The organism is Rhizobium sp. BK060 (assembly GCF_014193145.1).
Taxonomy (GTDB): Bacteria; Pseudomonadota; Alphaproteobacteria; order Rhizobiales; family Rhizobiaceae; genus Rhizobium.
Map to the genome: position 1 here is coordinate 70,841 of NZ_JACHYW010000026.1, position 12,662 is coordinate 83,502.

The 12,662-nt window shown below is 60.7% G+C and carries 14 protein-coding genes and 1 pseudogene; 7 read left to right on the forward strand and 8 right to left on the reverse strand.

Annotation, left to right across the window (positions count from 1 at the left end; all coding sequences use genetic code 11):
- Nucleotides 1-2 precede the first annotated feature (2 nt).
- On the reverse strand, nt 3-239 hold the full coding sequence (locus FHT71_RS24405; RefSeq protein WP_007790867.1) for a hypothetical protein: 237 nt from the start codon (nt 237-239) through the stop codon (nt 3-5).
- Between the two features lie 605 nt (nt 240-844).
- Between FHT71_RS24405 and xseA the strand changes: the two genes are divergently transcribed.
- The 3 genes from xseA (at nt 845) to FHT71_RS31885 (ending at nt 3,572) form a co-directional block, all read left to right on the forward strand.
- Nucleotides 845-2,434 carry an exodeoxyribonuclease VII large subunit gene (gene xseA, locus FHT71_RS24410; RefSeq protein ID WP_183722391.1) on the forward strand — a complete coding sequence of 530 codons (1,590 nt, stop codon included), beginning with the start codon at nt 845-847 and terminating at the stop codon, nt 2,432-2,434.
- A gap of 243 nt (nt 2,435-2,677) precedes the next feature.
- The gene (locus tag FHT71_RS31880; protein ID WP_245505561.1) at nt 2,678-3,097 is read left to right on the forward strand and encodes a hypothetical protein; all 420 of its coding nucleotides are present in this window, start codon (nt 2,678-2,680) and stop codon (nt 3,095-3,097) included.
- Nucleotides 3,078-3,572, forward strand: a complete 495-nt coding sequence (locus tag FHT71_RS31885; RefSeq protein ID WP_245505562.1) for a hypothetical protein — start codon at nt 3,078-3,080, stop codon at nt 3,570-3,572. Before FHT71_RS31880 ends, FHT71_RS31885 begins: the two co-directional genes overlap by 20 nt.
- Nucleotides 3,573-3,683: 111 nt before the next feature.
- On the opposite strand, the gene FHT71_RS24420 is transcribed toward FHT71_RS31885, so the two are convergent.
- A complete protein-coding gene (locus FHT71_RS24420; protein WP_132594120.1) occupies nt 3,684-4,166 on the reverse strand; it encodes a MarR family transcriptional regulator in 483 nt (160 codons plus the stop codon).
- 94 nt (nt 4,167-4,260) lie between these two features.
- Here FHT71_RS24420 and FHT71_RS24425 point away from each other — a divergent pair, with 94 nt between their 5' ends.
- Nucleotides 4,261-5,169, forward strand: coding sequence for an EamA family transporter (locus FHT71_RS24425; protein WP_132594122.1), 909 nt, complete (start codon nt 4,261-4,263; stop codon nt 5,167-5,169).
- Here FHT71_RS24425 and FHT71_RS24430 read toward each other — a convergent pair.
- Nucleotides 5,117-6,370 (reverse strand): aminopeptidase, encoded by a 1,254-nt coding sequence (locus FHT71_RS24430; protein WP_007790850.1) that lies wholly within the window; start codon nt 6,368-6,370, stop codon nt 5,117-5,119. The two genes, FHT71_RS24425 and FHT71_RS24430, sit on opposite strands and share 53 nt — an antisense overlap.
- Nucleotides 6,371-6,487: 117 nt before the next feature.
- Nucleotides 6,488-7,204, reverse strand: coding sequence for a glutathione S-transferase family protein (locus FHT71_RS24435; protein WP_132594124.1), 717 nt, complete (start codon nt 7,202-7,204; stop codon nt 6,488-6,490).
- A 19-nt stretch (nt 7,205-7,223) separates the two neighbouring features.
- Between FHT71_RS24435 and FHT71_RS24440 the strand changes: the two genes are divergently transcribed.
- Entirely contained in the window at nt 7,224-7,730 is a 507-nt protein-coding gene (locus FHT71_RS24440; RefSeq protein ID WP_132594126.1) for a MarR family transcriptional regulator, read from the forward strand.
- A gap of 2 nt (nt 7,731-7,732) precedes the next feature.
- Here the strand turns inward: FHT71_RS24440 and ybaK are convergent, their stop codons facing one another.
- The 4 genes from ybaK to FHT71_RS24460 form a co-directional block, all read right to left on the reverse strand.
- Nucleotides 7,733-8,206: a Cys-tRNA(Pro) deacylase gene (gene ybaK, locus FHT71_RS24445; RefSeq protein ID WP_007790839.1), complete on the reverse strand. Its 474-nt coding sequence runs from the start codon at nt 8,204-8,206 to the stop codon at nt 7,733-7,735.
- Between the two features lie 3 nt (nt 8,207-8,209).
- Nucleotides 8,210-8,560 (reverse strand): ArsC family reductase, encoded by a 351-nt coding sequence (locus FHT71_RS24450; RefSeq protein WP_183722394.1) that lies wholly within the window; start codon nt 8,558-8,560, stop codon nt 8,210-8,212.
- A complete protein-coding gene (locus tag FHT71_RS24455; protein ID WP_132594128.1) occupies nt 8,561-9,616 on the reverse strand; it encodes a succinylglutamate desuccinylase/aspartoacylase family protein in 1,056 nt (351 codons plus the stop codon).
- A gap of 66 nt (nt 9,617-9,682) precedes the next feature.
- On the reverse strand, nt 9,683-10,198 hold the full coding sequence (locus tag FHT71_RS24460; protein ID WP_245505563.1) for a 2'-5' RNA ligase family protein: 516 nt from the start codon (nt 10,196-10,198) through the stop codon (nt 9,683-9,685).
- 294 nt (nt 10,199-10,492) lie between these two features.
- Between FHT71_RS24460 and FHT71_RS24465 the strand changes: the two genes are divergently transcribed.
- Entirely contained in the window at nt 10,493-11,056 is a 564-nt protein-coding gene (locus tag FHT71_RS24465; RefSeq protein ID WP_132594130.1) for a methylated-DNA--[protein]-cysteine S-methyltransferase, read from the forward strand.
- A 1,329-nt stretch (nt 11,057-12,385) separates the two neighbouring features.
- Nucleotides 12,386-12,662 (forward strand): annotated as a pseudogene (locus FHT71_RS24470) (isoprenylcysteine carboxylmethyltransferase family protein); the annotation flags it as partial.

Genomic DNA, 12,662 nt, shown 5'->3' on the forward strand with positions numbered 1-12,662 from the left:
GTTCAGACGAAGCGCCGGCGATCCCGCATGCGATCGAGAGCGTAGAGGCCGAGAAGGCAGATCAGAAGGCCGCTGTCGTAGCAGACAATGGCGACGGCAAGGTCAAGAATCGAGGTGGTTGAGACCCAGGCCGCGCAGGCATAGACGGCGCACACAAGGAAGCCGACCAACACCATCGAAAAGATCGAGCGCATTGGTGCGGTAACGAAACCCAGTGCTGTGGCCGTCAGGGCGATCATCAGCGTCTCCTGCTTCGCTTCAGTATAGCCGGCTTTGTCTTGTCGAACAATTAATCGAGCAGTTTGTTACCGCTTTCCCCAGTGTTTCCAATCGGCACAGTGACGATGTACGGCATAACGGACGACGTAAGTCAGCCCGAGAATGCTCTCTGCTGACGTGTCGGTGGCATGGACCCGAGAAATTCGCAGCGGCAGTATCGAACGGTCGGACACCAGGCAAAGGTAAGGGTCTGCCCGGATGCCATGGTGACGACCAGGTCTCCTCCAATGCCGACATAAAGTGCCCTCGTGATTTCGGCGAGGTTGAGATTATCATTGGGGAGGACGGCGAAGCCGGCGCTCGCAGGACCAGTTGAGCGAGGGCGCATGGGAGGCGAAGCGGTCAGACATGGAAACTGCTGTTGTGGTTTGTCCGATCATCGCTTTACAGGGATTGCCGGGGAAACCGAGAGGTAATCGATCGCCGACTTTCCTGCTCGCTCGGTCTAAGCCTTTGACATAATTAAAAAAAGAACTGCGCCAACAGTTACCGTCATTGAGCCGCACATAAAAATCATCCCCTTTTGGCGGCTGCTCTTTGCTGCCCGATCGGCTAGAACAGGACTATGAGCAACGTCTTCGAGAATGATTCGCCGAGCAATCTTACCGAGTACTCGGTCTCGGAACTTTCCGGCTCGATCAAGCGCACGGTCGAGACTGCCTTCGACCAGGTGCGCGTGCGCGGCGAAATTTCCGGATACAGAGGCCCGCACTCGTCCGGGCACGCCTATTTTGCCTTGAAGGACGATCGCGCCCGCATCGACGCTGTCGTCTGGAAGGGCACCTTCTCCAGGTTGAAATTCCGCCCCGAAGAGGGGATGGAGGTGATCGCCACCGGCAAGGTGACGACATTTCCCGGCTCATCGAAGTATCAGATTGTCATCGAAACGCTGGAGCCTGCCGGCGCTGGCGCGCTGATGGCGCTGATCGAGGAGCGCAAGCGCAGGCTTGGCGCCGAAGGCCTGTTCGACCCGTCCCGGAAGCGGCGGCTGCCGTTCATGCCAAGGGTGATCGGTGTCGTGACCTCGCCGACCGGCGCCGTCATTCGCGATATTCTCCACCGTATCTCCGATCGTTTCCCGGTTCACGTCATTGTCTGGCCGGTAAAAGTGCAGGGTGACGGCTCCGGCGAGGAAGTCGCCAACGCTATCAGAGGCTTCAACAACTTCGAGCCGCACGGGGGGATGCCGCGCCCGGATGTTCTGATCGTTGCACGTGGCGGCGGTAGCCTCGAGGATCTCTGGAGCTTCAACGACGAAATCGTTGTGCGCGCCGCCGCTGAGAGCCAGATCCCATTGATCTCTGCGGTCGGCCACGAAACCGACTGGACGCTGATTGACTACGCTGCCGACGTGCGTGCGCCGACGCCGACCGGTGCGGCCGAGATGGCGATTCCCGTGAAGGCGGAACTGGAGGCGCAGACGGCGGCGCTTGCTGCGCGTCTGCAGGGCTGCATGAGCCGCCGCATGGATCATCATCGCCAGTCGGTGCGGGCGTTGATCCGCGCGCTGCCGTCGCTGGATCAACTGCTGGCCCTGCCGCGACGCCGGTTCGATGAGGCCGCCGCCGGTCTCGGTCGCGGCCTTGAACTGAATACGATCAACAAGCGCCGCAGCTTCGAGCGCACTGCTGCGCATTTGCGTCCCGATGTCCTGTCGAACCGTATCACCGAGCGTCGCCAATACCTGAACGAACGGATGACGCGCGCCGAGCGGACGGTCGAGCGCCTTATCGATCGCTCGAAATCGCGGGTTGGCCGCGCAGATGCGATCTTCGCGATCCTCCCGGCGCGCCTGAAAACGCAGACCGCTCGGCTGCATGATCACCTTGCCAATCTGTCACGTCACGCCGATACGGCTGTCAGGCATCAGCTGACACGGGCACGCGGCGAGCTCACGGCGCAGGATCGCGTGCTGCAATCCTTGTCTTACAAGAATGTCTTGAAGCGCGGCTATGCCGTTATTCGTGACGACGAGAACAGGCCGGTGTCGCAAGCCGCAATGCTGTCATCGGGCGCAGGCATCTCGATCGAGTTCGCCGACGGCCGCGTCGGCGCGGTAACCACCGACGGAGGCCCGCCGTCCGCCACGCAGAAGAAGCGCGCCGCAAAGCCGCAGGATGAACAGGCGCCGCCGAAGCAAGGAAGCCTATTCTAGGTAACGTCGTCGGCTCAATTGCAGCGCCGACATCATTGAAATGCAACATATACGTGTCTTTCTTCTCGTAAACGGGAGGGCGTGACATGAGACTTGCATCGTTCAATGTCGAAAACCTGTTTGATCGTGCGAAGGCGATGAACCTGGAGACCCGGGCCGACGGCCGGGTTGTTCTCGACCGTTTGCCGAATTGGAGAAATTGCTGGGGCAGGTGTGACCTATGGCGACGCTGACAAGACGCGCATGGCCACGTTGATTATCGAACTCGGGATGGAAAAGACCGATACAGGCCCCTTTGTCATTCTTCGGCGCAGTCGGGGCAATCTTCTGAAGCGACCTAGGGCCGGCGGTGTGGTCATTACCGCGAATGGCCGGATCGATTGGGTCGGATCGCTGGAGCTGCGTGACGAGCCGATCAATGAGATCGCCATGCAAAACACGGCGCGCGTCATGAGCGATCTGGAGGCCGATATTCTCGGCATCGTCGAAGTTGAGAGTCGGCCCGTCCTTATGGCCTTCAATACGCAGGTGCTGCCGGCCGTTGGCGGCAACCCTTTCACGCAGGTCATGGTGATCGACGGAAACGACGAGCGTGGCATCGATGTCGGGCTGATGACAAGAAAAGGACCTCGCGCTCGATATTATGCGCAGCCACGTCGATGATAGGGACGCGGCAGGCAACCCGATCTTCTCGCGCGATCGCCCCGAATATTACGTGACGACGCCGAACGGAGCGACGCTGCTTGTCATGGTCAACCATTTCAAGAGCAAGGGTTTCGTTAGTGCCCAGTCCTCCGATGCTCGCCGACATGCACAAGCGCAACGGGCGCGAGAGATCTACGAGAAGCGTATTGCCGAAGGATTTGACCACATCGCGCTGATTGGCGACCTGAACGACACGACGGACAGTGCCCCTCTGGCGCCACTGAAGGAGAACACGCTCCAGGACGCCTTTACGCATCCCGCGTTCGACGACGGGGCTTTCCCGGTACCTTCGGCCTTGGCAACGCCGGAAACAAGATCGACTACCTTCTTTTATCGCCGAAGCTTTTCGAGAAGGTCGAGCGCGGCGGTGTCTTCCGCAAGGGCGCCTGGCCCGGAAGCCGGCCGAAGCTGTGGGAGACCTATCCGGAACTGACCGAGCCCAAACACGCGGCGTCGGATCACGCGGCGATATGGGTCGAACTCGATATCTAGAGGAGCACTCCCAACTGTTCCGCGCCAGCAGCTCACCGCGTGAACACCTATGCTACTCGAAGGTCGCTAGGAACTTGCGCAGCAGGGTTTCAAGCTGAGCCTTCTCCTCTGCGCTAAAGCTCTGCATCAGGCGCTGCTGATTGGCCACATGGGCGCCGACGGCGCCTTCCACGGCGGTAAGCCCTGCTTCGGTCAGCGCAATGAGCACGCTCCGCCGATCGTCCGGATTGCGAACACGCTCGACCAATCCGGCCTTCTCCAACTGGTCGATCCGGTTGGTCATCGTGCCGGAACTGACCATCGTCATCGACAGCAGATCGCCTGGCGAGAGCCGATACGGTGCGCCCGAGCGCCTGAGGGTCGCCAGCACGTCGAAGGCGGAGGAGGAGAGACCGTGCTGTTGAAGCACCTGCTCGACCTCGCGGGCGAGATGCGTGGTCAGCCGTTTCAGCCGGCCCATGATGCCCATCGCCTCGGTATCGAGCTCGGGGCGTTCCCTGCTCCACTGCGCAAGTATCTTGTCAACGCGATCCATCGGCCAGCTCCCGAGGAGACTGTTACCATCACATATCTTGACGTCAAGATAAATGGTGCTAAATTGCATTTATCTTGATATAGAGATTCTTGAAATGAAGAAAACTACAGCGCCTCTTTCCGATGTGCTGATGACGGCGTTGGCCCCGACGATCTGGGGCAGCACCTATCTCGTTACCACATCCTTCCTTCCACACGGATATCCGCTGACAGTGGCCTTCCTTCGCGCTTTGCCGGCCGGGCTACTGTTGCTTGCGATCGTTCGACAACTGCCACGGGGCGTCTGGTGGTTTCGCGCCTTCGTGCTCGGCGGCCTCAATTTCTCGTTCTTCTGGGCGATGCTGTTCGTGTCGGCCTATCGTCTGCCAGGCGGCGTCGCCGCGACCGTTGGCGCCATTCAGCCGCTGATCGTCATCCTGTTGTCGCGCATTTTCCTCGGCAGGCCGATCCATGCCCTTGCTGTTGGGGCTGGACTGATCGGGATGACGGGTGTCGCCCTGCTTGTCCTTACGCCCAACGCGGCGCTGGATCCGATCGGCGTCATTGCTGGTCTTGCCGGCGCGGTTTCGATGGCGTTCGGCACCGTGCTGACGCGACGTTGGGTTCCGCCGGTTTCGAATCTTGCCTTTGCCGCATGGCAGCTCACGGCCGGCGGTATCCTGCTCGCGCCCGTCGTATTCTTCTTCGAACCCGCGCTGCCGGCGCCGACCGCGACCAATGTCCTCGGCATGGCCTATCTTGGTCTGATCGGCGCGGCGTTTACCTATCTGCTGTGGTTCCGGGGACTTGCTCGCCTGGAGCCGTCCGCAGCGGCCTCATTGGGTTTCCTGAGTCCGGTCACCGCCACCCTTCTCGGTTGGCTGGCTCTCGGACAAAACCTGACGCCTGCGCAGCTTTTCGGCTTCGCAACGGTGCTTGCGAGCGTCTGGCTCAGTCAGCGCACGATGTCCGTCAGGCCCATTCGCCCTGACGCATCACCGGAACGCGCGAGCCGTCCGGCTTGATGCCGTCGATATCGACCTGGCCCGAGCCGATCATCCAGTCGATATGGATCAGGCTCGAGTTGCCACCTTGGGCCTTGATCTGCTCCTGAGTCAGGCTTGCGCCGTCGACGAAGCACTTCGAATAGCACTGCCCGAGCGCGATGTGGCACGAGGCGTTCTCGTCGAACAGCGTGTTGTAGAAGAGAATGCCGCTGGCCGAGATCGGCGAGGAATGCGGCACCAGCGCTACCTCGCCGAGCCGGCGCGCGCCTTCGTCGGTATCCAGCACCTTGTTCAGTACTTCTGCGCCGCGCGAAGCCTTTGCTTCGACGATTCGGCCGCCTTCGAAGCGAACTTGGATATTGTCGATCAGCGTACCCTGATGCGACAAAGGCTTCGTGCTCGAGACGTGGCCCTCGACACGCAGCGCGTGCGGCGTCGTGAAGACTTCCTCGGTTGGAATGTTCGGGTTGCAGGTAATGCCGTTCTTGGCGGTCGACGAGCCACCGTGCCACTCGTGACCGTCGGCAAGGCCGACCATCAGATCGGTGCCGGGTCCGGTAAAGTGCAGGGAAGCGAAGCGTTCGCCATTCAGCCAGCTCGATCGTTTGGCAAGGCTGCCGTTGTGCTCGGCCCAGGCGGCGATCGGGTCTTCGACATCGACGCGCGATGCGGCAAAGATTGCCTTTGCAAGCTTGGCGACTGCGATGGCCTCCGGATCATCAGGAAAGACGAGCGCCGCCCATGAGGGGTTGGGATAAGAGACGATGTTCCAGTTGATGTCGAAATTCGAAATCTTCTCCAGCGCCGGCTTGTAGGCGGCGGAGTTCGCCCGGTTGGCACGGCCAACCTTTGCCGGATCCTGCTCCGAAAGCAGCATCGGATTGTCGCCGGCGATGGCGAGGCGGGCAGTGCCCCTGGCGTAGGCCTTGGCCATGCCGTCGTAGAGCCAGTCGGATGCGCGGTCGAAGCTCTGATCGTTGCCGTATCGGTAGCGCGCGAGCGTCGATTCCTCATCGGAATAGAATGCCGTCACCAGTCCGGCGCCCGCCATATAGGCATGCTTGGTGATCAGGCGGACGAGCGGTAGGGCGACTACGGGGGCCGTGATCACGAGATCCTGGCCCGTTTGCAGCTGCAGCCCAACCTTGACGGCCACTTCCGCCAGCTTTTCAAGCTTTGCAGGATCCACGGAGGTCTGGCTTTGCGGCATGAAATTCATGATCAGTCACTCCTCGAACAAAACGGATTGGCCGGTAGACTTAGACCCCTTTGCGGCGAAATTGAAGCTCACTTGTCGACCGATGGCGCTCTTTGCCGCCATCGGTCTATACCGGGATCAGGCGACCGAAACGGATGGCTGCTGCAACAGCACCGCGTCGTGACGTTTCAGGAAGGCCATCAGCCGGTCGGCATAGTCCGGTCCGGCCGCAGCCTTCACACTCGGTCTTTCGGACAATGCTGTCCGCCAGGCCTGGACGCTGGGCAGGCCGGCAAGAATGCCGCTGTCACCGATGGCGTCAAAGACGTCGAAGTACCGAAAGATCGGCGCAAATACGGCATCGACCATGCTGAAGCTATCGCCCGCGAAGTACGGACCACTCCTCAGTTCCGTTTCGATGGTCGCGAACTTCGATGCGAGCACCTGCCGTTTCGCCTCCAGCTGCATGCGGTCTTGCGTCGTTTCGTAGACCCAGAGGTCGGACAGGATCGAAGAGCCGAACTCCATCCAGCCGCGGTGACGGGCGCGGGTAAGCGCGTCGGCCGGATGAAGGCGGTGACCGTCCTGCGTCTCTTCCAGATACTCACAGATGACGCTGCTTTCGAAGAGGATGTCTTGGTTGCCGTCGCTGTGGCGAATGCAAAGCAGAGGCACCTTGCCCAACGGCGAGATCTCGAGAAACCAGCGAGGCTTGTCGGCGAGATCGATGTTCACGCGCTCGAAGGGCACTCCCTTTTCCGCAAGCGCGATCGCGGCGCGCTGGACGTAAGGGCAAAGGTGGTGGCTGACAAGCAGCAGAGCCGAACCGGATGTTTGGATAGGCAAATGATCCATGGCGCAATCTCCATTGTAGATGCAATTGCATATAATAGTCGTTGCGCGAGAATTCAAGATAGATGTAGATGCATATATGAATGAAAAACAGAACGATGCGACGCCCTCCGATGCGGTGACCGATGCCTGGATCGGGCTGATGCGCGCCCAGCAGCGGCTGCTCGGCCAGATCGAGGCGGATCTCAAATCAGCCGGACTTCCGCCGCTTAGTTGGTACGATGTGCTCTGGGAACTCGTGCGGTCGCCGCAGGGCAGGTTGCGGCCGTTCGAAATCGAAGAGCGCACACTGCTTGCCCAATACAATCTTTCGCGCCTGATCGATCGTCTCGAGAAGGCGGGGCTGGTGCAGCGCGAAACCTTTGATCAGGATGGACGCGGACAATGGGTGGTCGTTACCGAGGACGGCCGTTCCCTGCAGAAGCGCATGTGGCAAGTCTATGCCAAAGCCATCGAGGACAATTTCGGCGCCAAACTGAGCACGGCCGATGCTGCGGCACTCACCTCTTTGCTGGCGCGCTTCAGCTAAGACTAGGCAATGAGGGGTGCCGCTGCAGCCTTCAGCGTCTTCAACGCGTCTTTCGGGTCAAGCCGAACCTGCAGCCCGCGTTGCCCGCCATTGATGTAGACGTGCGTTTCCGTCAGCGCTGCCTCTTCGATTGCCGTCGGGACGAGCTTCCTTTGTCCAAAAGGGCTGATGCCGCCGACGTGGTAGCCTGTCAGGCGCTCGGCATAGGCGGGCTTCATCATGTTGGCGGACTTTCCGCCAAAGGCGCTTGCGAGCTTCTTCATGCTGACCTCGCGATCCGACGGCACGACGACGCAGACGGCCTTGCCGTCGACCTCCGCCATCAGCGTCTTCAACACGCGATGCGGCTCCTCGCCAAGTGCTTCCGCAGCCTGCAGGCCGACTCGTTCTGCATTCGGGTCGTAGTCGTAGCTATGGACCGTGAAGGCAATCCCGGCCTTGCTGAGAACCTGCGTGGCGCGCGTGGTTTTGGACATCAATCAGGCCTTGAAGAAGCTGCCGTAGGTCTCGGGCTTGAAGCCGATGAGCAACTTTCCGTCCGCCTCGATAACCGGCCGCTTGATCATCGATGGCTGCTCCAGCATCAGCGCGATCGCCTTGCCCTCGTCGAGATTTTCGCGCTCGGCCTCAGGCCGCTTGCGAAAGGTCGTGCCAGCCCGGTTAAGCACCGTTTCCCACCCGGCTTCCTTTGTCCAGGCCTGCAGGTGTGCGCGATCGATTCCGACGGCCTTGTAGTCATGAAACCGGTAGGCGACGTTATGCTCTTCCAGCCAGTTGCGGGCCTTCTTCATCGTGTCGCAGTTCTTGATGCCGTATATGGTGACGGTCACTTAGTTCTCCAGCGTTCCAGGCTTGCGTGTCGCCTTGCTGGCGGTCTTGCAAGCAATCTTCATCATGTCGGCGCCGCGACGAACGAGCCGTTGAGAGCTGCGCATCACAATCAGGCCAGCCTGCGGCGCACGAATCTCGACGCTGCCGTCAGCCATGCCGGGGCGGGTGATCAACGTGGCAAGCACATCGCCTTCGCCAACCCATTCGCCGATATTGCGATGGAACAGGACCGTGCCGGCCTCCGGCGCACGGACCATCTCGATATTGTCGAGCGGGACGGCGGGGCCATCGAAAGCGGGCAGCGAGACGGTAACATCGATTGCGCCGCGGCTCGCCAGAAACTTCCACAATCCCTCGGCATCGTTCTTTGCCATGTCAGGATAGACATCACGGCGGCCGCGAAGCTCGACGGTTACAGACAGCTTGCCGGGCAAGCGCGACTGCTTCTCCGACGTCTCGCATTTCCAGGCAAAACCGACGGCCTCCTCGAAGGCGGAACTCTCGCCGTCGGACAGAAGAACGGCTTCCATCTCCATCGCGGAGGCCAGGTCGGCCGCCTCAGGCCAGAACGCCTCGTCGATGTAGGCATACTGCAGTGATTCATCATCGCAATGCAGGTCGATTACCAGATCGCAGCCGAGCGCCATGTGCAGCAGCTGGCGCTTCAGTTTGTCGACGGCCGAAAGGCGCTCGAGGTTCTCAAGCAGTCCGTCGCGATCCTTCACCGAGATCAGCGGAAATTCGCGGTTGAAGTTGGTGCGTGATCCAAGATCGAACCGGCCTTGGAGTTCGCCGAAATGAGACTGGGCCGCACCGATCGGGTTGGCATGCGGGACGACAATGATGTCGCTTCTGATTTGGCCTGCACTTTCGGACTGGCGCAATTTTTCGCACAGAAAGTGCATCAGGGCCGTGCCCGGCAGTTCGTTGGCGTGCAGAGCGGCCTGAATATAGACCTTCGGTGCCGCTGGATCGCCGCCCTTGAAACGGAGAACGGGCAGCCGCCAGTCGACACCCGCCGTGTCGCCCGCAATGATGATCTCGGACGTATTCATGTCGTTCTCCGCTTCATGCCGTCGTCGCAGGAGCTTTAAGCGACTTCAATAGCCCGAGGCAAGCCGTTATCCTCGCGCCCGCAGTGGCCAACGATCGACAAACTCGTAGCCCTGTTCGCCCGGGCGATTGCGGAGTAGCACGAATTCGCGCGCAGCGACGACCACGGGTTTCTGCAGAGTGACGCGGGGCATCACCTCGCTATCGTAGAGCAGCGTCGCATGTGGCTGAAGGTTCCGATTTATTCTGGCGTCTTCTCCGAGATTGCCCATCTGCACATGTAGCTGCCGCAGCAGCTCCCGGCCGCCGTTGCCGCTCAGCACGATGGCGTTTCGCCGCGACTTCCTGAAGGTCGCGACATGATCGAAGGATAGTTCGAACTGGCAGGTGTCGATGGCACTGGCGGTCCGACAGGCCGCGAAGATCACTGCATCTGAAATCCGCGCGCTCTGTTCGACGTTGTAGAGCGAGACATGCAGAAGCTCGGGTGGGACGCGGCGAGGCGAAGGGAAGGTGATCCAGCTGCAGCCGCCTTTGGATCTCCAGGTATTCGCAAAGCGATCGTCCGTCCGGCAAAATCGCAAAGAAGAGATTCTCCTTGTCGAAGCGTGATGCGCGCGGGCTGATTTTCGGGGAAGCGAACTCGAAGGATACCTGTAGGCTCTGTTCGTGCATGACCAGCTGCCGGGGCATTCGCCCGGCCTTTTCGTTCTCCAGGGAATGTGGGGATCGTATCATCTGATCTTGAAAGCATAAGAACAAACAGAGGGCATTTATCGTGAGTCGCGGCGGTAGCGTTTGGTGCTGCGCAAGAAACGGGTTGAATTCAGCGCTCGGCTGCACGATTTTCAGGGTGATCCAGCATGGAGGCAGTGACGATGAAACAGGCAACGCACCACTATCTGATCTTCGAAACCGTCGGCGGCTTCTGCGGCATTGCCTGGAACGCGAGCGGCATCACGCGGTTCCAATTGCCGACGTCGAGCGCAGATTCGACCGAGCGCCTTCTCCTGCGTCGCATTCCGGGCGCCGAGCCCGCGACGCCAACGCCCGCCATCACAGACGCGGTAGCGGCGGTAAGGCGCTATTTCCAGGGAGAGCCGACGGACTTCTCGGCCATCAAGCTCGACCTCACTGGCCAAGACCCCTTCTTCAAACAAATCTATAATGCCGCGCGGCAGGTCGGCTGGGGCCACACGACGACTTATGGCGCTCTTGCAAAGCAACTCGGCGCCGGGGCGGAGGCGGCGCGCGATGTCGGCCAGGCGATGGCGAAAAATCCGGTGGCGTTGATCATCCCGTGCCATCGTGTACTTGCGGCCGGAAACAAGATCGGCGGCTTTTCCGCACCGGGCGGTTCGTCATCGAAGCAGAGGATGCTCGAACTTGAGGGCGTCAGCATGGCGCCGCCGAAACCAGCGCAGCAGTCCCTCGATTTTTGATCGGATTGTCGGGCGGGTCTTGATCTCAAGCAAGGGAGCTATCGTTCGCTTCCGGAGCGCCGCACGTCTCAAAGAGGATCGATCGCACCCAGCGGTGGCCGGGATCGCGATGCGTGCGCTCGTGCCAGACCGCGAGCTTGCTGAGGCCGGGGAGATTGACTGGAGGTTCAGACATTGCGAGCCCGTCGCCGTCCGCCACCAGGCGGAACCGGCAGAAGATCTCGCGAAGACGAAACCGAATCCGATGATCAACGGTCATCAGGATTGGCTGGACGGCCCGGCAGGTGCCGCCCGCCGGAAGGCCAAAAAAATAGGACGCGCGGACTGTGCCCGTTAGAGCGCTGTTGCGTCCAAGAGGAACGGATTCACTGAATCCCAACGGCGCCAGAAAACATGCGCGGCAGCGACCAGATAGAGGCAATCCATGCGACCGAGGCCGCGCTACCGTCTTCCGCGCTGCCGCCCTAATCCGTGCGGTGCTTGGCGCGGAAGAACCACCCGAAATACAGACAGACAAGAAAGAGCACAGTGGATCGTGCCGCGTAGGGCGCTAAGCTGAGTCGACTGGACGGCATTGGCCCACATCAGCGGGATCGGGATCTTCGCCAGGTAGAAGTAGAATTGCGTGCCGCTGCTGACAAAGAACGCGCCGGCGAGGAATTTGCAGTACTCGCGGTATCGCACCGCAACGTAGAGCATCGGCAGCCCGATAACCATGATTGCGGCGACATGATAGGGAAGTATGGCTCCTCCTCGGACGGCCACTTGCCGCCAGCCTCTTCGCTTGTATATGCTGAATTTGTCAAACAAGTCACGCAAGGACGGGCAGCGGTTCGCAGAGGATGTGGCTCGGCTGCTCGCACCTTGGGACGTTCCGCCCATCGCCGCCCGGCTTTACGGGCATCTGCGTCTTTGCCCCAGCCCGTCAGCCTCGACCAGATCACCGAGGACCTTGGGATCAGCAAGAGCAGCGCAAGGTTGGCAGCGCGATTGTTGGAGGGCTACGCGCTTGCGCGTCGCCACAGCGCGCGTGGAACAAAGCGCGCTTTACGCCCGTGGCCGACGATTACGAAGCCATGATCGGGCAACAGAACCGGCTACTCGACGCAGTGGCCGAGCGGCTGGCGGCCGGAGCCGGAATCGTTCCGCCCAGGAAGTAGAAACGCACGTCTCGAGGAGATGGCTGAATCCTATCGGGTGATGTGCGGCGCGCCATGGAAGGCGCCATGCGCCGCCGGAAGCTGCGTCGCCGACCGCGATGAGAGGCGAAATCTCGCGGCGACGTCCCATGCGGACGAGTCAATAGCATGGACCGGGAGAGGGAAAGAAATGAGCCTCGCTCTGAATCTTCTTGCCCAGACAATCGTCTGGTTCGGCCTCATGGGCGCGATCATCTTCGGTGCTGCAGGAACGATAGACTACACCGGCGGGTGGCTCTATCTGGGCGTGATGATCACCATCTCAGTCGTATTTGGGCTGCACATGGCGCGCGTCGATCCCGGTCTCCTTCGAGAGCGCCTGAAGCCGCCCGTGCAAAGGGACCAACCGCTCGCGGACAAGCTGGTCCTCATCCCAATCCTGCTTCTCATGTTTGGAGGGATGGGAC

Coding starts and splice junctions, on each gene's coding strand:
- FHT71_RS24405 (WP_007790867.1), bottom strand. CDS start 239: ATGATCGCCCTGACGGCCACAGCACTGGGTTTCGTTACCGCACCAATG.
- ybaK (WP_007790839.1), bottom strand. CDS start 8,206: ATGTCCAAAACCACGCGCGCCACGCAGGTTCTCAGCAAGGCCGGGATT.
- xseA (WP_183722391.1), top strand. CDS start 845: ATGAGCAACGTCTTCGAGAATGATTCGCCGAGCAATCTTACCGAGTAC.
- FHT71_RS31880 (WP_245505561.1), top strand. CDS start 2,678: ATGGCCACGTTGATTATCGAACTCGGGATGGAAAAGACCGATACAGGC.
- FHT71_RS31885 (WP_245505562.1), top strand. CDS start 3,078: ATGCGCAGCCACGTCGATGATAGGGACGCGGCAGGCAACCCGATCTTC.
- FHT71_RS24440 (WP_132594126.1), top strand. CDS start 7,224: ATGCAATTGCATATAATAGTCGTTGCGCGAGAATTCAAGATAGATGTA.
- FHT71_RS24425 (WP_132594122.1), top strand. CDS start 4,261: ATGAAGAAAACTACAGCGCCTCTTTCCGATGTGCTGATGACGGCGTTG.
- FHT71_RS24465 (WP_132594130.1), top strand. CDS start 10,493: ATGAAACAGGCAACGCACCACTATCTGATCTTCGAAACCGTCGGCGGC.
- FHT71_RS24420 (WP_132594120.1), bottom strand. CDS start 4,166: ATGGATCGCGTTGACAAGATACTTGCGCAGTGGAGCAGGGAACGCCCC.
- FHT71_RS24455 (WP_132594128.1), bottom strand. CDS start 9,616: ATGAATACGTCCGAGATCATCATTGCGGGCGACACGGCGGGTGTCGAC.
- FHT71_RS24430 (WP_007790850.1), bottom strand. CDS start 6,370: ATGAATTTCATGCCGCAAAGCCAGACCTCCGTGGATCCTGCAAAGCTT.
- FHT71_RS24435 (WP_132594124.1), bottom strand. CDS start 7,204: ATGGATCATTTGCCTATCCAAACATCCGGTTCGGCTCTGCTGCTTGTC.